Genomic DNA, 18,293 nt, shown 5'->3' with positions numbered 1-18,293 from the left:
CACCCAGCTGCTCAACGCGGCGGCGGCGCTGGCCGCGCTGCAGGCCATGCGCCCGCGCCTGCCGGTCAGCGCACAGGAAGTGCGCAACGGCCTGGCTTTTGTCGAGCTGCCGGGCCGCTTCCAGGTGCTGCCGGGCCGCCCGGCCGTGATCCTGGACGTGGCGCACAATCCGCATGCGGCGGCCACGCTGGGGCAGAACCTTGAGAACATGGGGTTCTTCCGCTACACCTACGCGGTGTTCGGCGCGATGCAGGACAAGGATATCGCCGGGGTGCTGCAGCACGTGGCCGACAAGGTCGACCACTGGTGCCTGTGCGACCTGCCGACCGAGCGCGCCGCCAGCGCCGCGGACCTGCTGGCCAAGCTGGAGGCGGGCGGATTCCGCCCCGGCCCGGACGCCACCGCGGCCTGCTTTTCCAGCCCCGAGGCGGCATTCCGCGATGCCATCGAGCGAGCCACCGAGAATGATAGAATTCTGGTCTTCGGATCGTTCTATACCGTCGCCGGCGTGATGGCCTATCGTGCCACGCAGGCTAACTGAAGCAGGCGCCCCGGCGCCCGCTGACCTGGCAACCCCGGCGGCCTTGGCCGATCAATGAGCGGCAAACGCAACGAGCGGCCCCACAAGGCCGTATCACCGAACCAATCTATGGGCCTGCTTTCGCTGTTTTCTTCCCGCAAGGGCAACGACCCGGCACCCGAGCGTGCGCGGCGCCAGCGCACCGACACGGGTGCAGGCATCGCCTCGTCGCGCCGCCTGGCCGATGACTATGCCGACGATACGCTCGACCCCGAATTCCCGCAGAAGCAGCGCGCGCGCCGCCGCCTGATCGGCGCCGTGGTGCTGATGGTGGCCGCCGTGATCGTGCTGCCGATCGTGTTCGAGACCAAGCCGCGGCCGGTGTCCGAGGACGTCTCGGTAAAGGTCGCAAACGGGGTCACGGGAGCGCAGGGGGCGCAGAAGCCCCGCGTCGAGCCGCGCAAGGCCGACCCGCTGCCGCCCACGCCGGCGGCGCGCAATGATGCCGAGGCCCTGGACGCCGGCGAGGAAATCGTCAGCGCGCCCAAGCCTGCGGCCGCCGCCGCAGCCGCCACGGACAAGCCCGCGCAACGGGCTGAAGCCAAGCCCGAAGCCAAGCCGGGCAGCGGCAAGTACCTGATCCTGATCGGCGCCTTCTCTTCTGAAGAGCGCGCGAAGGGCTGGCTGGCCAAGCTCAAGGCGAGCAAGGTCCCGGCCTATGTCGAAAAGAAAATGCTGGCCGATGGCGAGCGCATCCTGCTGCGTGCCGGCCCCTTCAGCGACCGTGACGCCGCCGACGCTGCCGACAAGCGCGTGCGCGCGGTGGGGCTGACCTCGAAGGTCGTGGAACAGTAAGGGGCAAGCACGGCCGGCGCCTGTGCCCGGCCGCAAGCAACGATGCAGCCGACTTTCTTCGACTATGCCGTGGTCTTCATCCTGCTGGCCTCGGGCGTGCTCGGCGTGCTGCGCGGCCTGGTGCGCGAGGTGCTGTCGCTGATCGGCTGGGTGGTGGCGTTCTGGGTGGCGTTCCGCTATGGCGCGGTGGCCGCGGGCTGGATGCCTGAATCGATGCCTGGCGGCGAGCTGGCGCGCCATGCACTGGGCTTCGTGGTGCTGCTGATCGGCACCGTGCTGGGCGCCTCGCTGGCCGGCCTGGTGGTCGGGCAGTTGCTGGAGAGCACCGGGCTCAAGCCCGCCGACCGCGGGCTGGGACTGGTGTTCGGCCTGCTGCGCGGCGTGCTGCTGGTGATGGTGATGGTCACGCTGGCCAGCCTGACGAAATTGCCGGAAGAACCGTTCTGGCGCGACGCGGTGAGCCGCCCCTATGTGATGCAGGCCATGGAATCGGTGAAGCCATGGCTGCCGCCGGAGCTGGCGAAGTACGTCAAGACATGAAGCCGGGCATGGTGCCCGGTCGGTAGTACGCAGGCCTTTGGCCCGGGGGATTTCCGGACCAGGCTGCGCCCCCTGATTCAAAGCCTTTCCTGGGAGCTTGGCAATGTGCGGTATCGTCGGTGTGGTTTCAGCCACGCCTGTCAACCAATTGATTTACGACAGCCTGCTGTTGTTGCAACATCGCGGACAGGATGCTGCCGGCATCGCCACCGCCAACGGCAGTACTTTCCACATGCACAAGGCCAACGGCCTGGTGCGCGATGTCTTCCGCACCCGCAACATGCGCAGCCTGCCTGGCGCCGCCGGTATCGGCCAGGTGCGCTATCCGACCGCCGGCTCGGCATCCAGCGAGGAAGAAGCGCAACCGTTCTACGTGAACGCGCCCTATGGCGTGATCCTGGCGCATAACGGCAACCTGACCAACTGGGAGCAGCTGCGCGAGGAGATGTTCCGCCGCGACCGCCGCCACATCAACACGCATTCGGACACCGAAGTGCTGCTGAACGTGCTGGCCGACGAGCTGCAGCGCGCCAGCAATGGCATGGCGCTGGACCCGGACACCATCTTCACGGCGGTCAGCGGCCTGCACCGCCGCGTGCGCGGTTCGTACGCCATCGCCGCGCAGATCGCCGGCTACGGCATGCTGGCCGTGCGCGACCCGTTCGGCATCCGCCCGCTGTGCCTGGGTAGTGTCGAGACCCCGACCGGCAAGGAATGGATGGTGGCATCCGAGTCCGTGGCGCTGGAAGGCATCGGCTACAAGCTCGAGCGCGACGTGGCGCCGGGCGAGGCCATCTTCATCGACCTGGACGGCAAGCTCTACACCAAGCTGTGCGCCGAGAACGCGGTGCTGACGCCGTGCATTTTCGAGTACGTCTACCTGGCCCGCCCGGATTCATGCATCGACGGCGTGCCGGTCTATGACGCGCGCCTGCGCATGGGCGACTACCTGGCCGAGAAGATCCGCCAGGAAGTGTCGGCCGGCGACATCGACGTGGTCATGCCGATTCCCGACTCCAGCCGTCCGGCCGCGATGCAGGTGGCCAACCGCCTGGGCGTGAACTATCGCGAGGGCTTCTTCAAGAACCGCTACGTCGGCCGCACCTTCATCATGCCCGGCCAGGCGGTGCGCAAGAAGTCGGTGCGCCAGAAGCTCAACGCCATGGGCGTGGAGTTCAAGGGCAAGAACGTGCTGATCGTCGATGACTCGATCGTGCGCGGCACCACCTCGTTCGAGATCGTGCAGATGGCGCGCGACGCCGGCGCCAACAAGGTGATCTTCGCCTCGGCCGCGCCGCCGGTGAAGTACCCCAACGTGTACGGCATCGACATGCCGACCCGCAGCGAGCTGGTGGCGCATGGCCGCACCCACGAAGAGATCGCGAAGATCATCGGCGCGGACAAGCTGGTGTACCAGGACGTGGAAGCGATGAAGCAGGCCGTGCGCGACATCAACCCGGCGCTGAGGGACTTCGATGCTTCGTGCTTCGATGGCCGCTACATCACCGGCGATATCGACGAGGCCTACCTGAACCGCCTCGAAACGGCGCGCAGCCAGGCCGACCGCGACGGCACCAATGGTGACACCGAGCGCTCGCAACTGCACCTGCAGCGCTCCGGCGGCAACGAGTAAGCCGTGCCGCCGCTGTCCGCGCGTTGACGAATGCGGAGCCCGGCCGTAACATGGCCGGGCGTCGATTTGATAGTCAGCTTGCGGACGCGGGTCCAGCCCGAAACAGCTAAAGAGATGGCGGTCAGCAACGATTCCCGATGCGCAGTGCCTTCGCGGCGCAGCGATTTCCGGAAGCCGGCCGCTACAGCCTGAAGCCGAAGGCCATTCGCAGAACAGCAAGCCCGTCGATCCGACCACCCGATCGCACGGGCTTTTTTCATGGCGCGCCGCTTGTCCACCGCACAGGCGGCCGCTTGTCGAAACCATCGCATTCGCGCGGGTACGACCGCGCCCCACCAGCATGAACGAACCGCTCAACCCCGAATCGCTCGGCATCGACACCCTCGGCGTTCGCGCCGGCACGCTGCGCAGCGAATTCATGGAGCACTCCGAGGCCATCTACCTGACCTCGAGCTTCTGCTTCAACAGCGCCGCCGAGGCCGCCGAACGCTTCGCCAACTCGGAAGAGGGCTTCACCTACTCGCGCTTCACCAACCCGACCGTGTCGATGTTCCAGTCGCGCCTGGCCGCGCTGGAAGGCGCGCAGGCCTGCATGGCCACTGCCTCGGGCATGAGCGCGATCCTGTCGGTGGTGCTGTCGTCGATGCAGGCGGGCGACCACCTGGTCAGCTCGCGCGCGATCTTCGGCTCGACCATGACGCTGTTCGGCAATATCTTCTCGAAGTTCGGCGTCGAGACCACCTTCGTCGATCCGAGCGACCTGAACGCATGGCGCGCCGCGGTGCGCCCGAACACCAAGCTGTTCTTCCTGGAAACGCCGTCGAACCCGCTGACCGAGGTGGCGGACATTGCCGCCGTGGCCGACATCGCCCACGACGCCGGCGCGCTGCTGGTGGTCGACAACTGCTTCTGTTCGCCGGCGCTGCAGCAGCCGATCAAGTTCGGCGCCGACATCGTGGTGCATTCGGCCACCAAGCATATCGACGGCCAGGGCCGCGTGCTGGGCGGCGCGGTGCTGGGCACGCACGACTTCATCATGGGCAAGGTGTTCCCGTTCGTTCGCACCGCCGGCCCGACGCTGTCGGCCTTCAACGCCTGGGTGCTGCTCAAGGGCATGGAGACGCTGGCGATCCGCATGGAACGCCATTCGGCCAGCGCGCTGGCACTGGCACAGTTCCTGGAGTCGCATCCGGCGGTGGCGCGCGTGTTCCACCCGGCGCTGAAGTCGCACCCGCAGCACGAGATCGCCATGCGCCAGCAAAGCGGCGGCGGCGCGATCGTGTCGTTCGAGCTGAAAGGCGCCACGCCCGAGCAGCAGCGCGCCAATGCCTGGTGCGTGATCGACAACACCCGGCTGTGCTCGATCACCGGCAACCTGGGCGACACCCGCACCACCATCACGCACCCGTACACCACCACGCACGCGCGCGTGAGCCCCGAGGCCAAGGCGGCCGCGGGCGTGGGCGAAGGGCTGATCCGGCTGGCGGTGGGGCTGGAGTCGGTCGAGGACCTGAAGGCCGACCTGCTGCGCGGCCTGGGCGACTGAGCGCTTACTGCGCCGGCTGTGGCGGCTGTGCTGGTTGTGGCGACGGGGGCGGCGCGGGTTCGTCGCTGCCGGCCACGGCCTTCACGCCTGCGGCCGTGACGTCGTAGGTGGTGCTGACCGCGGTCGTCGCCACGCTGACGGCGGCTGATCCGACGGTAGCGACCGTCGACACCGCGGCACTGCCCACCGCCATCACCATGCAACCGGCCAGTGACGTCGTGGCGCATGCGGCCGCCAGCGCCAGGACGGTGCGCTGCAGGGTGGCGGAATCTCCGCTATCGTTGCGCACGTTACGACGCAATCCGAGAAATCGATATGGCATGGACACTGCTGGCCCTGGCAGGGCTGTTCGAGGTGGTGTGGGCGATCGGGCTGAAGTACACCGAAGGTTTTACGCGGCTGGTGCCCAGCCTCATCACGCTGATCGGCATGGCCATCAGCGTGGTGCTGCTGGCGCTGGCGCTGCGGCATATCCCGGTCGGGACCGGCTATGCGGTCTGGACCGGGATTGGCGCGGTCGGCACCGCGATCCTCGGCATCATACTCTTCAATGAGCCCGCCACCGCGGCGCGGCTGGGCTGCATCGGCCTGATCGTGTGCGGGATTGCCGGGCTCAAGCTGGTGGGCAGCGCCTGAGGCCCGGCATGCGGCAGTCTTAGCGCAGCAGGCGGCGGCGCAGCAGCACCAGGCACACCACTAGCGCCACCACTGCATAGGCGCCCAGTACCGCCAGGTGCAGGCCGACATCCTCCGACGGACGGCCCAGCATCAGCGGCCGGATCAGCGCCACCGCATGCGCCAGCGGCAGTACCTTGGTGGCTGCCTGCACGCCTTCGGGCAACTGTTCCAGCGGGAAGAACACGCCCGACAGCAGCAGCATCGGCGTCATCACCAGGGTCTGGTAGAACATGAAGAAGTCGTAGCTGGGCGCCAGCGCGGTGACAATCATCGCCAGCGCGGCAAAGGCAATGCCGGCCAGCACGATCACCGGCAGCGCCAGCAGCGCGCCGGGCATCTGCGCATAGCCGAGCGCACCCGCCACCAGCATGATGGCCATCCCGGACAGCACCGCCTTGCTGGCAGCCCAGGCGATCTCGCCCAGCACCACGTCGCCCAGCGTCAGCGGGGCATGCATGATCGCCTCCCAGGTGCGCTGCACGTGCATGCGCGAGAACGCCGAATACATCGACTCGAAGCTGGCCGACATCATCACGCTGGACGCGGTGGTGCCGGCGGCCAGGAAGGCGATATACGACACGCCGTCGACCTGGCCCACCATCAGCCCCAGCCCGAGGCCGAGGCCGAACAGGTAGATCATCGGGTCGGCGAGGTTGCCGATCATCGACGGGATGGCCAGCTTCTTCCACACCATGTAGTTGCGGTACCAGACCATCATCCAGTTGCGCAGGTTGCGCGGCAGCAGCGGCTGCGGATAGCGCTGGCGCGGCGTCGCGGCGGCGTGGCCGCCGGCGGCCGCGGGGGCAGTGGTGGTATCCGCGCGGGGATCCTGTTCGCTCATGTCAGTCCCTCGGTTCAGTCCCGCATCTCGCGGCCGGTCAGCTTGAGGAACACGTCCTCCAGGTTGGCCGGGCGGTGCAGGTAGCGCACGCCGTTCCTGCCGCGCAGCGCCGCCAGCAGCGGGGCGGGCTCGCGCACATAGCAGAACAGCGTCTCGCCGCTCATTTCAGTACGTTGCGCCAGCGGCGTCAGGCTGCCGCGCAGCGTGTCCAGTTCATCGCCATAGACCTCGACCACGTCGCAGCCGATCTGGCTGTCGATCAGCTCGTGCGGCTTGCCTTCGGCAATCTTGCGCCCGCCGTCGATCACGCACAGGTAGTTGCACAGCCGCTCGGCCTCTTCCATGAAGTGCGTGGTCAGCAGGATGGTCTTGCCGCTGGCCATCAGCGACTTCAGGCGCTCCCAGATCAGGTGGCGCGCCTGCGGGTCCAGGCCGGTGGTGGGCTCGTCCATCACCAGCAGGTCGGGGTCATTGATCAGCGCGCGCGCCACGGTCAGGCGCCGGCGCATGCCGCCGGAGAGGTCACGCACCTGGGCATCGGCGCGGTTTTCCAGCCGGGCGAATTCCAGCAGCATCGGCACGCGCCGCTCGATCTCGGCCGACGACAGCCCGAAGTAGCGCCCGAAGATGCGCAGGTTCTCGATCACCGAGAAATCCGGGTCGAGGTTGTCGAACTGCGGCACCACGCCCACGCGCATGCGCGCTTGCGGGGCACGCTCGGGGATGGGCTCGCCGCACAGCGTGAGCGTGCCGGCCATGGGCGTGGTCAGGCCCAGCAGCAGGCGCAGCGTGGTGGTCTTACCGGCGCCGTTGGGGCCCAGCAGGCCGAAGCACTGGCCGCGAAATACCTGGAGATCGAGGTCGTCGACCACGACCGTGTCGCCGTATTGCTTGCGCACCTTGCGCAACTCTAGGATGGCAGTCAAGGCAGGGTCCGGTGTGGCGCCGCACGGGCGCAATATCCGCCATTATGCCGGTCATCGGCGCAACGCTCAGGTGGCGCAGTGCAGCAAAAGCCGCGGCCGCAAAGCGCAGCGGGGCTGGCCTGGCGCGCGGGCATAAAAAAAANAAAAAAACCCGCCAGCGGACTGGCGGTTTTTCTTGCCCGGCGGTACCAGGCGGCGAAGCGTACTGGATCAGTACATCTTCTTCGGCAGCATCTGCATGCGCAGGCGCTTGCGCAGACGTGCTTCGGCGGCCTTCTTCTTGCGCTTGCGCTCGGTCGTCGGCTTCTCGTAAGCGGTGCGGCTCTTGAGTTCAACGATCAGGCCAGTCTGCAGAATGGCGCGACGGAAACGCCGCATCGCAACTTCAACGGGCTCACCGGGTTTCAAGACGATCTTAGTCAATTCAGTCCTTTAGGGGATTGCCGCAAGGAGCGGCTGGTTCACACGGGGGGAAACTGCGGTCGCCGGAGCGACTGGTATTGCACGCCGGGCTAATGCCCTGGTGCGCCCCCGCGAACCTGAAAGATGTGGACGTTTCAGTCCGTGCAACCAGTGTCAGGGGTGATAGCGCCAGGTCCTATACAACTGGAGCCTGACAGTACCGGTTTCCATGAATGCTATACGCCCGTAACTATGGCATGTATACGACGGCACTGTCAAGAATGTAGTGCAATGCGCGCGCGGGGCGCAGCGATCGGAAATCGCCGCTAGTCGACTTTGGCGCACTTTATGCCGCCGCCTGCGTGGCACAATCTGGCTGCACTCGCGCCGCTGCGAGGCAAGAGTGCCCATCATGCCTGAGCCGCGCCAACCCGACGACCTTCGCCCAGACCCCGACCACTTGCTGCAGCGCATGCAGGCCGCCGGCGAACGCGCCGCGCGCGGGCGCCTGCGCATTTATTTCGGTGCTTCGGCCGGCGTCGGCAAGACCTTCGCCATGCTGGCCGCGGCGCGCGCGCTGCGCGAGCAGGGCGGCGACGTGGTGGTGGGCGTGGTCGAAACCCATGGCCGCGCCGAGACCGAGGCGCTGGCCGAAGGCATCGAGCGCGTGCCGCTGCGCCGCGTCGACTGCCGCGGCCGCACGCTGCAGGAATTCGATCTCGACGCCGCCCTGGCACGGCGCCCCGCGCTGATCCTGGTGGATGAGCTGGCGCACAGCAACGCGCCCGGCAGCCGCCACCCCAAGCGCTGGCAGGACATCGCCGAGCTGCTGTCGGCCGGCATCGATGTCTGGACCACGGTCAACGTCCAGCACCTGGACAGCCTGAACGAGGCGGTGGCCGGCATCACCGGCATCCGCGTGCGCGAGACCGTGCCCGACGCGGTCTTCGACGATGCCGGCGAGGTGGTGCTGGTCGACCTGCCCGCCGACGAACTGCTGCGCCGCCTGCGCGAAGGGCGCGTGTACGTGCCCGAGCAGGCCCGCCATGCCGTGCAGCATTTCTTCCGCAAGGGCAACCTGATTGCGCTGCGCGAACTGGCGCTGCGCCGCACCGCCGACCACGTCGACGACGACGTGCGCGCCTACCGGCAGGAAGCCTCGATCGAGCCGGTCTGGCGCACGCGAGAAGCGGTGCTGGCCTGCGTCGGCCACGGCAGCGATGCCGCGCAGGTGGTGCGCAGCGCGCGCCGGCTGGCCGGGCAGCTCGATTGCGACTGCCATGTGGTGACGGTGTCGGTACCGCGCCTGGCACCCGTGCCCGACGCCCAGCGCGAGCAGCTCGACCAGGCCATGCGGCTGGCCGAGGCGCTGGGCGCGCGTACCGAAACGCTGGCCAGCAGCGACATGGTGGCGGCGGTGGCCGGCTATGTGCGGCGGCACAACCTGACCAAGGTGTTGATCGGCCGCACGCCGGCGCGCTGGGCCGATGGCGGGGCTTCATTGCCCGGCCGCATGCACGCGCTGCTGGCGCCATGGCTGGGCGCGCGCGCGTGGCTGTTCGGGCGCACCAGTTTTGCCGATGCTCTGGCTGCGGCGTGTCCCGAGATCGACGTGATCCGCGTGGCGGCCGACAGCGTCCGGCAGGATACTCCCGGCGATGCGCCCATGCTGCCCGGCACCGAGCCGCCGCAGGAAGCAGCCCGGCCTGCGCAGTGGCCGGGCCTGCTGTGGGCGGTGGCCTGGTGCGCCGGCGCCACCGCGCTGTCGGCGCTGGCGCGGCCGTGGTTCGACCTGGTCAATATCGCCATGCTGTTCCTGCTGGCGGTGGCCGGCGTGGCGCTGCGCCACGGACGCACCGCAGGGGCGTTCGCCTCGCTGGTGGCGGTGGGGGCGTTTGATTTCTTCTTCGTGCCGCCGCAGCTGTCGTTTGCGGTCAGCGACGTGCAATACCTGGTGACCTTCCTGGTGATGCTGGCAGTCGGGCTGGTGATCGGCCAGCTGACGGCCGGACTGCGCGAGCAGGCCCAGGTAGCGGTGCAGCGCGAGACCGATGCGCGCACGCTGTACGAGCTGGCGCGCGAGCTGTCGGCGGCGCTGACCGACGCACAGATCGTCGGCATCGGCAGCCGCTTCCTGCGCGCGGCGTTCGATGCACGTGCCGCGTTTTTCCTGGTCGACGCGGACGGCCGGCTGCTGCCCGCGGCCACGGACCCCGAGGCCGGCGGCGCGGCGCAGAGCGATGCCGTCGACCACGTGCTGGCGCAATGGGTCTTCAACCACGGCCAGCCGGCCGGCACCGGCACCGACACGCTGCCTTCCGGCACGGTGCTGTACCTGCCGCTGAAGGCACCGATGCAGGTGCGCGGCGTGCTGGCGGTGGAGCCGCGCACCTGGCGCGCGTTTGTGCAGCCCGCGCTGCGGCGCCAGGTCGATGTCTTTGCCACGCTGATTGCGATTGCGATCGAGCGGCTGCACTATGTCGAGGTGGCGCAGCAGGCGCTGCTGACGATGGAGTCCGAGCGCCTGCGCAGCTCGCTGCTGGCCGCGGTGTCGCACGACCTGCGCACGCCGCTGACCAGCCTGATCGGCATGGCCGAGACCCTGCAGCGCGGCACGACGCCGCTGGCGCCGGAGGTGGCCGAGACCGTCGGCGCCATGCGCGACCAGGCGCGCCGCATGCACGCCATGGTGGCCAACCTGCTCGACATGGCGCGGCTGCAAAGCCGCAGCGTGGCGCTGCGCAAGGAATGGCAGTCGTTCGAAGAGCTGGCCGGCGCGGCGCTGGCGTCGCTGCGCGATGCGCTGGCGCGGCACCGCGTGGCGGTGGCCGACCTGTCGGCGCTGCCGCTGGTGGAATGCGATGGCGTGCTGATGGAGCGCGTGCTGTGCAACCTGCTGGAGAATGCGGCCAAGTACACCGCGCCGGGCACCGAGATCCGCGTGCGCGGCGAGCTCTCCGATGACGCCGTGCACCTGGTCGTCGAGGACGACGGCCCTGGCGTGCCCGCGGCGATGGCGCGGCAGGTGTTCGAGAAATTCACCCGCGGCGAGCGCGAGTCCGCCACCAGCGGGGTGGGCCTGGGGCTGGCCGTGTGCGAGGCCATCGTGCAGGCGCATGGCGGCAGCATCCGCGTCGAGCCAGTGCATGCGCAGGCGCAGGGCCAAGGCACCGGCGCGCGCTTCGTGGTCACGCTGCCGCGCGGCAACCCTCCGGTGCTGGAACCGGAAGCGGCCGGCTTGCCGGCCTGAACCCGACAACCTTTCAAGGATCCGACGCGTCATGCCATTCGAGTTTTCGCCCACGGTGCTGCTGGTGGAAGACGAGCCTCATATCCGCCGCTTCGTGCGCGCGGCGCTGCAGGACGAGGGCTGCACCGTGCACCAGGCCGAATCGCTGCAGCGCGGACTGATCGAGGCGGGCACGCGCCAGCCGGACCTGGTGATCCTGGACCTGGGGCTGCCCGATGGCGACGGCGTATCGATGATCGGCGACCTGCGCACCTGGACCGAAGTGCCGGTGCTGGTGCTGTCGGCGCGCACCGACGAGTCTGAGAAGATCCGCGCGCTCGACGCCGGCGCCGATGACTACCTGACCAAGCCCTTCGGCGTGGGCGAGCTGGTGGCGCGCCTGCGCGTGCTGCTGCGCCGCCATGTGCGTGCCGGCGCGCAGGGGCGGGCGCAGGTGGCCTTCGGCGAGATCGCCGTGGACCTAGCCAACCGTCAGGTCACGCGTGCGGGGGAGCCGGTGCACCTGACGCCGATCGAGTTCCGGCTGCTGGCGGTGCTGCTGGCGCATCGCGGCAAGGTCATGACCCACCGCGAACTGCTGCGCGAGGTGTGGGGGCCGTCGCATGCCGACAGCAGCCAGTACCTGCGCGTCTACATGGGCCACCTGCGGCACAAGCTGGAAGCCGACCCGGCCCGGCCTGCCTACCTGCTGACCGAGATCGGGGTGGGCTACCGCTTCACCGGCTGATCGCCGGATTCGCTCCCAAGACACACTTTGCCGATCACGCACCGCGTGAGGCTGGCGCTCGCCCTTGCGCCCACTCCCGGTAAACCCGTAACGACGTCGAAATCGTTTGACGGATAAATTCAACGGGATAAACTGTTATTCATGAATATGAATTCAGGCAGGAGCGCCGCATGCAGGACCAACCCGTCTATTTCATCTCGACCGACGACGTCGAGGGTTACCACCCCGCCAACCATGTCGGCACCCTCAACCGCCGGCTGATCGGGCCCGAGACCGTGGGATCGCGGCACCTGGAAGTGATCCACGGCACCATCGAGAAGGGCAAGGGCGCGCTGCCGCATGCGCATCCCGGCATCGAGCAGGTCTGCTACGTGCTGGAAGGCCGCGCCGTGGCCGAGGTCGGCGGCCAGCGCAAGGAACTGGGCCCGGGCGACTGCTGCTTCTTCCCGCCGGACCAGATGCATGTGTTCACCGTGGTCAGCGACGAGCCGGCCAAAATTCTGGTGATCTATTCCCCGCCATACGAGGAATCCCCCGAGCGCGTGATACGGCCCGCATAAGACGCGGCTGGTCACGGCAAGGGATTGAGCAACTACAGGAGACAACCACCGTGAAGTCCTTCAGGAACGCCTTTGCCAGCCTGGTGCTCGGGTGCACCGCGGCGCTGGCCGCCACCCCGGCGCTGTCGGCCGATGAATTCCCGTCCAGGCCGCTGCGCCTGGTGGTGCCGTTCGCTGCCGGCAGCGGCACCGATGCCGTGGCCCGCCTGACCGCCAAGTACCTGGGCGAGGCGCTGCAGCAGCCGGTGGTGGTGGACAACAAGCCCGGCGCCAACGGCACCATCGCCGCCGAGTTCGTGGCCAAGGCCCCGGCCGATGGCTACACGCTGTTCATGACCACCAACACCACGCATTCGGCCAACCCGTCGCTGATGAAGCAGCTGCGCTATGACCCGGTCAAGGATTTCACGCCGGTCTCGCGCATGGGCAACCTGCCGTTCATGCTGGTGGTCAACCCGGCGCTGCCGGTGAAGACGCTGCGTGAGTTCATCGACTATGCCAAGGCGCATCCGGGCCTGAGCTATGCCAGCGGCAACAGCACCGGCATCGTCTCGGGCGCCACGCTGTCGAAGATGGCCGGGCTGAACATGCTGCACGTGCCATACAAGAGCACGCCGCCGGCGATGACCGATGTGATGGGCGGCCAGGTGCAGGCGATGTTCGTCGACTTTGCCGCGGGCATCGCCAACGTGCGCGCCGGCAAGCTGCGTGCGCTGGCGGTGACCACCGCGCAGCGCAGCGCGCTGCTGCCCGACCTGCCGCCGCTGGCAAGCGTGCCGGAGCTGAAGGGTTTCGACGTGACCTCATGGAACGGCGTGTTCGCGCCGGCCGGGGTGCCGGCGCCGGTGGTGCAGCGGCTCAATCGTGAGCTGGTTGCCATCGCCACCAGCAAGCAGCATGCGCCGCAATTCCACGCGCTGGGCTTCGAGCCGTTCGGCAGCACGCCGGCCGAGCTCAGCCAGTTTGTCGTGGCCGAGCTGCAGAAGTGGTCGCGGCTGGTGAAGGACGCAGGCATCCAGCCGGAATAGGCGACGAACCGGCAACGAACAAGACAACGACATCAGGCAGGTAACGCTATGAATTTCGATCTCTCCGAAGAACAGGCATCCATCGTCGAGGCCGTGCAGCAGGTCTGCACGCAGTTCGACATGGAATACTGGGACCGCCTGGACAAGTCCGGCACCTATCCGCACGAGTTCTACAAGACGCTGTGCGAAGGCGGCTGGCTGGGCGTGGCGATGCCCGAGGCCTTCGGCGGCGCGGGCCTGGGCATCCTGGAAGCGGCGCTGGTGATGCAGACCATCTCGCAGTCGGGCGCGGGCATGACCGGCGCTTCGGCGGTGCATATGAATGTGTTCGGCCTGAACCCGGTGGTGGTGTTCGGTACTGACGAGCAGAAGGGCCGCTTCCTGCCGCCGCTGATCGCCGGCCAGGAGAAGGCCTGTTTCGGCGTGACCGAACCCGACGCGGGGCTGGACACCACCAAGCTCAAGACCTTTGCGCGCAAGGTGCCGGGCGGCTATTCGGTGAGCGGGCGCAAGATCTGGATCTCGACCGCGCAGGTGGCCGACCGCATGCTGCTGCTGGCGCGCACCACGCCGCTGGAGGCGGTGAAGAGGTCGACCGAAGGGCTGTCGCTGTTCTACACCAGGGTCGACCGCAGCAAGATCGAGATTCGCGAGATCGACAAGATGGGCCGCGCCGCCGTCGATACCAACATGCTGTTTATCGACGACCTCTTCATCCCGGAGGAAGACCGCATCGGCGAAGAGGGCAGGGGCTTCGAATACATCCTGCACGGCCTGAACCCGGAGCGCATCCTGATCGCCGCCGAGGCCATCGGCCTGGGCCGCGCGGCGCTGGCCATCGCCACGCAGTACGCCAAGGAGCGCGTGGTGTTCGGCCGCCCCATCGGCATGAACCAGGGCGTTCAGCATCCGCTGGCGCAGGCCTGGATGCAGCTGGAATCGGCCAACCTGATGATGCTCAAGGCCGCCGCGCGCTATGACGCCGGCCAGTCCTGCGGCGCCGAGGCCAACACGGCGAAGTACCTCGCCGCCGAGGCCGGCCATAACGCGTGCCAGACCGCGATCCTGACGCTGGGCGGCATGGGCTACTCGCGCGAGTACCGCGTCGAGCGGCTGCTGCGCGAGTCCTATATCCCGCGCATCGCGCCAGTCAGCCCGCAGCTCATCATGTGCTTTATCGCCGAGCGCGTGCTGGGTTTGCCCAAGTCGTACTGAGCGGGAGCGACGATGCAAGCAGAGCAAGCGCAGGCGAGCGCGGCCACCGGGCCGCTGGCAGGCATCCGCGTGATCGACATGACCTCGGTCGCGATGGGGCCGTATGCCACGCAGATCCTCGGCGACATGGGCGCCGAAGTCATCAAGGTCGAGCCGCCCGCCGGCGATGTGTTCCGCCACGCCGAGCCGGCGCGGCACGCGGCCATGGGCGCCAGCTTCCTGAACCTGAACCGCAACAAGCAGTTCTTGGTGCTGGACGTGAAGCAGCCCGACGACCTCGCCGCGCTGAAAGCCCTGATTGCCACGGCCGATGTCTTTGTCTCCAACGTGCGGCCGCAGTCGCTGCGCAAGCTTGGGCTGGACTATGCGTCGCTGCGCGCGGACCATCCGCGGCTGATCTACTGCGGCGCCTACGGCTATTCGGAGGAGGGTCCCTACGCGGGCGCGCCGGCATTCGACGACATCATCCAGGCGCGCAGCGGCATGGCGCAATTCCAGGGTGCGAACTCGAACGAAGGTCCGCAGTATGTCAACACCATCCTTGCCGACAAGGTGGCCGGGCTGACCGTGGCCTATGCGATCCCGATGGCGCTGTACGAGCGCGAGCGCTCCGGCCAGGGCCAGGCCATCGAGGTGCCGATGTTCGAGACGCTGGTGTCCTTCCTCGCCACCGAGCAATTGGCCGGGCAGACCTTCATCCCGCCGCTCGGGCCGGCCGGCTATCCGCGCGTGATGTCGGCGCACCGCAAGCCCTATCGCACGCGCGACGGCCATATTGCGCTGCTGCCCTATACCAGCGCCCAATGGTTGCGTTTTTTCGATGTGTCAGGCCATGCGGAACTGGCGCACGATCGGCGCTATGCCACCCCGGCCGCGCGCAGCGCCAATATCGACGCGCTCTACGCCACGCTGGCCGAGATCGTCGCGCAACGCACCACGGCCGAATGGCTGGACCTGCTGCGCGACGCCGATATCCCGCACAGCGAAGTGCCGCATTTCGACAGCCTGGCCGACGACCCGCACCTGCGCGCCACCGGCATGATGTTCGAATACGAACATCCCAGCGAAGGCCGCCTGCGCGGGGTCGGCATCCCGACGCGCTTCTCGCGCACGCCCGGCAATATCCGCAGCTGGCCGCAGGCGTTGCCCGGGCCAGGCGGCGCGGAGGGCGGCTGACGCGCCTTGCCGGCCGACTCCGCCGCGTACAATCCCGGCCAACAGATACTGAAGTCGAGGAAGCCTACGATGGCAGAAAACGAAGCAGCGGAGAAATCCGGTTACGCCAGCGTCAAGACGGCGCTGCGCGTGATCGAGATCATGGAGATCTATGCGCGCGAAGGGCGCTCGCTGACGCTGACCGAGCTGGCCAGGCTGCTGGGTGCGCCGATGTCGAGCTGCCTGGGGCTGATCCGCACGCTGGCCTCGCTGGGCTACCTGTACGAGACCGGACGCCGCCAGGGCTACTACCCGACGCGCCGGCTGCTCGATATCGCCCAGCGCATCGCGCGCAACGACCCGCTCCTGGAGCGCGTGCAGCCGGTGCTGGAATCGCTGCGCGACACCACCGGCGAGACCGTGATCTTCGGCAAGCTGCAGGACGACGGGCGCGTGCTGTATCTGGAGGCGCGCGAATCAGCCAACCCGGTGCGCTATATCGCCGCGCCGGGCGAGTTGCGCGATGCGCATGTCAATTCGATCGGCCGCGCGATCCTGGGCGCAATGACGGCCAGCGCGCGCGGCGAACTGCTCTCGGGCCTGTCGTTCGCCGCGCGCACGCCGCGCACCATCGGTTCGGCGCAGGAGTTGGAAGCGATGATGCAGGCCTGGCAGAAGCAGGGTTGGTATCCGAATTTCGGTGAGTCGTTCCCGGACCTGGGGGCTATCGCCGTGCCGGTAACGATGGGTGGCGTGACCTATGGCCTGTCGGTGGCGGGGCCGCTGCATCGGGTCGAGATCAATGCTGAGGCCATCGTTGCGGCACTGAAGGTTGCCAGCGCTTCGCTGCAGGAATGATGTAGAAGTAGGGAGGGCGTTGCGGCAGCCGGTCTGCCGTGACGCGTTGCGCCGAAGCCCAAAACGAAAAAGCCCGGTGCGTTTGCACCGGGCTTCCGTATCGGTTGGCTCCCCGACCTGGGCTCGAACCAGGGACCTGCGGATTAACAGTCCGTCGCTCTACCGACTGAGCTATCGGGGAACAGCTGAGAAAGAAATTATAGCCAGTTTCTCTTTTCTTCGTCAACACCTTTTCGACATTTTGTTCTTGTCAGAAGGTGTCTGGAAGCTTCCGGCTTGCTGCCTGCCGTACGGTGCGAAGGGCATCTCTGCTGGCTTCGTGCCGTCGTGTCGAACAGCGAGGCCGCATTATAGCTACGGTTTCTGGTTTGTGCCAGAAAAAAACCGCCTCGCGGCGGTTTTTTTCTGCGGCACTCGCCCGGCTCAGTCGAACACCGGCGAATCCACGCCGAGGATCTTGTGCAGCTTCGGCGAGGTGGTGGTGTACTGCATGTGGATTTTCTTCTCGGGGAAGATATACGGCGCGGCACCGAACGCGGCCAGCGCGGCCTCGTGGAAGCCCGACAGGATCAGCTTCTTCTTGCCGGGGTAGGTGTTGATGTCGCCCACCGCGAAGATGCCCGGGATATTGGTCTCGAACTTCTCGGTGTCCACCTTGATCTGCTTGCGCTCCAGGTCCAGGCCCCACTCGGCGATCGGGCCCAGCTTGGGCGACAGGCCGAAGAACACCAGCAGGTCATCCACCGGCATGCGGCGGGTCACGCCGTCGGCGCCGGTCACCTTGATCTCGGTGAGCACGCCGTCCTTCTCTTCATAGCCGCCAACCTGGCCGACCAGGAACTGCATTTCCATCTGCTCGCACAGTTCCTTCATCTTGGCGACCGAGGCGGGCGCGGCGCGGAAGCCGTCGCGGCGGTGGATCATCACCACCGACTCGGCCTTGCCGACCAGGTCCAGCGTCCAGTCCAGCGCCGAGTCACCGCCGCCGATGATCACCAGGTTGCGGCCATGGAAGCGGCTCGGGTCCTTGACGCGGTAGAACAGCTGTTTGCCGTCGAACTTGTCGATGCCCTCGACCTTCAGCGTGCGCGGCTGGAATGAACCCACGCCGGCGGCGATAAAGATGGTCTTGGTGATGAAGCGGGTTCCGAGCGAGGTCTCGACGAAGAAGCGGCCGTCTTCGCGGCGCTCCACGACGGCGACCTCCTGGCCCAGGTGGAAGGTGGGCTCGAACGGCTCGATCTGCTTGAGCAGGTTGTCGGTCAGCTCCTGGCCGGTGCAGATGGGCACCGCCGGGATGTCGTAGATGGGCTTGTCCGGATAGAGCTCCACGCACTGGCCGCCGACCACCTTCAGGGAATCGATGACATGTGCCTTGATTTCGAGCAGGCCCAGTTCAAAGACCTGGAACAGGCCCACCGGGCCGGCACCGACGATCAGCGCATCGATTTCCTGCGGCTGGCCGCCTGCGGAGCTGTCGCCGTCGACCTGCTTGGTCGTGTCGGCGACGGGATTTGGAATGCTCAAGTCCATATTCGTCCTGATACGTTTGCGTGGGC

The 18,293-nt window shown here is 67.5% G+C and carries 18 protein-coding genes and 1 tRNA gene; 13 read left to right on the top strand and 6 right to left on the bottom strand.

The features are described from left to right. From CF68_RS38260 to CF68_RS11125, 5 genes are all read left to right on the top strand, one after another. Positions 1–541 (top strand): glutamate ligase domain-containing protein (locus CF68_RS38260; RefSeq protein ID WP_304413113.1); only part of this gene is annotated, 541 nt, incomplete at its 5' end. Between the two features lie 108 nt (positions 542–649). After that, a complete protein-coding gene (locus CF68_RS11140) occupies positions 650–1,375 on the top strand; it encodes an SPOR domain-containing protein (RefSeq protein WP_035818516.1) in 726 nt (241 codons plus the stop codon). Positions 1,376–1,417: 42 nt separating this feature from the next. Beyond that, the gene (locus CF68_RS11135; RefSeq protein WP_035818455.1) at positions 1,418–1,915 is read left to right on the top strand and encodes a CvpA family protein; all 498 of its coding nucleotides are present in this window, start codon (positions 1,418–1,420) and stop codon (positions 1,913–1,915) included. 103 nt (positions 1,916–2,018) lie between these two features. After that, on the top strand, positions 2,019–3,548 hold the full coding sequence (purF, locus tag CF68_RS11130) for an amidophosphoribosyltransferase (RefSeq protein WP_035818453.1): 1,530 nt from the start codon (positions 2,019–2,021) through the stop codon (positions 3,546–3,548). Between the two features lie 340 nt (positions 3,549–3,888). Next, positions 3,889–5,094: an O-succinylhomoserine sulfhydrylase gene (locus tag CF68_RS11125; RefSeq protein WP_035818451.1), complete on the top strand. Its 1,206-nt coding sequence runs from the start codon at positions 3,889–3,891 to the stop codon at positions 5,092–5,094. Positions 5,095–5,098: 4 nt separating this feature from the next. Here CF68_RS11125 and CF68_RS11120 read toward each other — a convergent pair whose 3' ends face one another. Then, complete coding sequence (locus CF68_RS11120; RefSeq protein ID WP_235205734.1) at positions 5,099–5,416, bottom strand: hypothetical protein; 318 nt, start codon at positions 5,414–5,416, stop codon at positions 5,099–5,101. Between CF68_RS11120 and sugE the strand changes: the two genes are divergently transcribed. Next, positions 5,410–5,730 carry a quaternary ammonium compound efflux SMR transporter SugE gene (sugE, locus tag CF68_RS11115; RefSeq protein ID WP_035818449.1) on the top strand — a complete coding sequence of 107 codons (321 nt, stop codon included), beginning with the start codon at positions 5,410–5,412 and terminating at the stop codon, positions 5,728–5,730. The two genes, CF68_RS11120 and sugE, sit on opposite strands and share 7 nt — an antisense overlap. 19 nt (positions 5,731–5,749) lie before the next feature. Here sugE and CF68_RS11110 read toward each other — a convergent pair whose 3' ends face one another. The 3 genes from CF68_RS11110 to rpsU all read right to left on the bottom strand — a co-directional run bounded on the left by CF68_RS11110 (position 5,750) and on the right by rpsU (position 7,962). Continuing rightward, the gene (locus CF68_RS11110) at positions 5,750–6,613 is read right to left on the bottom strand and encodes an ABC transporter permease (protein ID WP_035818447.1); all 864 of its coding nucleotides are present in this window, start codon (positions 6,611–6,613) and stop codon (positions 5,750–5,752) included. Positions 6,614–6,627: 14 nt separating this feature from the next. Next, on the bottom strand, positions 6,628–7,539 hold the full coding sequence (gene nodI / locus CF68_RS11105) for a nodulation factor ABC transporter ATP-binding protein NodI (RefSeq protein WP_035818444.1): 912 nt from the start codon (positions 7,537–7,539) through the stop codon (positions 6,628–6,630). Between the two features lie 210 nt (positions 7,540–7,749). Further along, a complete protein-coding gene (rpsU, locus tag CF68_RS11100) occupies positions 7,750–7,962 on the bottom strand; it encodes a 30S ribosomal protein S21 (RefSeq protein WP_010814647.1) in 213 nt (70 codons plus the stop codon). 391 nt (positions 7,963–8,353) lie between these two features. Here rpsU and CF68_RS11095 point away from each other — a divergent pair, with 391 nt between their 5' ends. From CF68_RS11095 to CF68_RS11065, 7 genes are all read left to right on the top strand, one after another. Next, positions 8,354–11,191 carry a DUF4118 domain-containing protein gene (locus tag CF68_RS11095; RefSeq protein WP_035818442.1) on the top strand — a complete coding sequence of 946 codons (2,838 nt, stop codon included), beginning with the start codon at positions 8,354–8,356 and terminating at the stop codon, positions 11,189–11,191. A 31-nt stretch (positions 11,192–11,222) separates the two neighbouring features. Beyond that, positions 11,223–11,918: a two-component system response regulator KdpE gene (kdpE, locus tag CF68_RS11090; RefSeq protein WP_035818440.1), complete on the top strand. Its 696-nt coding sequence runs from the start codon at positions 11,223–11,225 to the stop codon at positions 11,916–11,918. 170 nt (positions 11,919–12,088) lie between these two features. Beyond that, positions 12,089–12,478 (top strand): cupin domain-containing protein, encoded by a 390-nt coding sequence (locus CF68_RS11085; protein ID WP_013957396.1) that lies wholly within the window; start codon positions 12,089–12,091, stop codon positions 12,476–12,478. Positions 12,479–12,528: 50 nt separating this feature from the next. After that, complete coding sequence (locus tag CF68_RS11080; protein ID WP_013957395.1) at positions 12,529–13,506, top strand: tripartite tricarboxylate transporter substrate binding protein; 978 nt, start codon at positions 12,529–12,531, stop codon at positions 13,504–13,506. Between the two features lie 48 nt (positions 13,507–13,554). After that, positions 13,555–14,721: an acyl-CoA dehydrogenase family protein gene (locus CF68_RS11075; protein ID WP_035818437.1), complete on the top strand. Its 1,167-nt coding sequence runs from the start codon at positions 13,555–13,557 to the stop codon at positions 14,719–14,721. Positions 14,722–14,733: 12 nt separating this feature from the next. Then, on the top strand, positions 14,734–15,897 hold the full coding sequence (locus CF68_RS11070) for a CaiB/BaiF CoA-transferase family protein (protein ID WP_035818433.1): 1,164 nt from the start codon (positions 14,734–14,736) through the stop codon (positions 15,895–15,897). A gap of 69 nt (positions 15,898–15,966) precedes the next feature. Next, positions 15,967–16,734, top strand: coding sequence for an IclR family transcriptional regulator (locus tag CF68_RS11065; protein ID WP_035818428.1), 768 nt, complete (start codon positions 15,967–15,969; stop codon positions 16,732–16,734). Positions 16,735–16,839: 105 nt separating this feature from the next. On the opposite strand, the gene CF68_RS11060 is transcribed toward CF68_RS11065, so the two are convergent. Further along, positions 16,840–16,915: transfer RNA gene (locus CF68_RS11060), tRNA-Asn, on the bottom strand. A 242-nt stretch (positions 16,916–17,157) separates the two neighbouring features. Continuing rightward, positions 17,158–18,267: an NAD(P)/FAD-dependent oxidoreductase gene (locus CF68_RS11055; protein WP_035818425.1), complete on the bottom strand. Its 1,110-nt coding sequence runs from the start codon at positions 18,265–18,267 to the stop codon at positions 17,158–17,160. Between the last annotated feature and the right edge of the window lie 26 nt (positions 18,268–18,293).

Source organism: Cupriavidus sp. SK-4, from assembly GCF_000611125.1.
Classification (GTDB): Bacteria; Pseudomonadota; Gammaproteobacteria; order Burkholderiales; family Burkholderiaceae; genus Cupriavidus; species Cupriavidus necator.
This window is presented reverse-complemented; position numbering and strand designations above follow the sequence as displayed.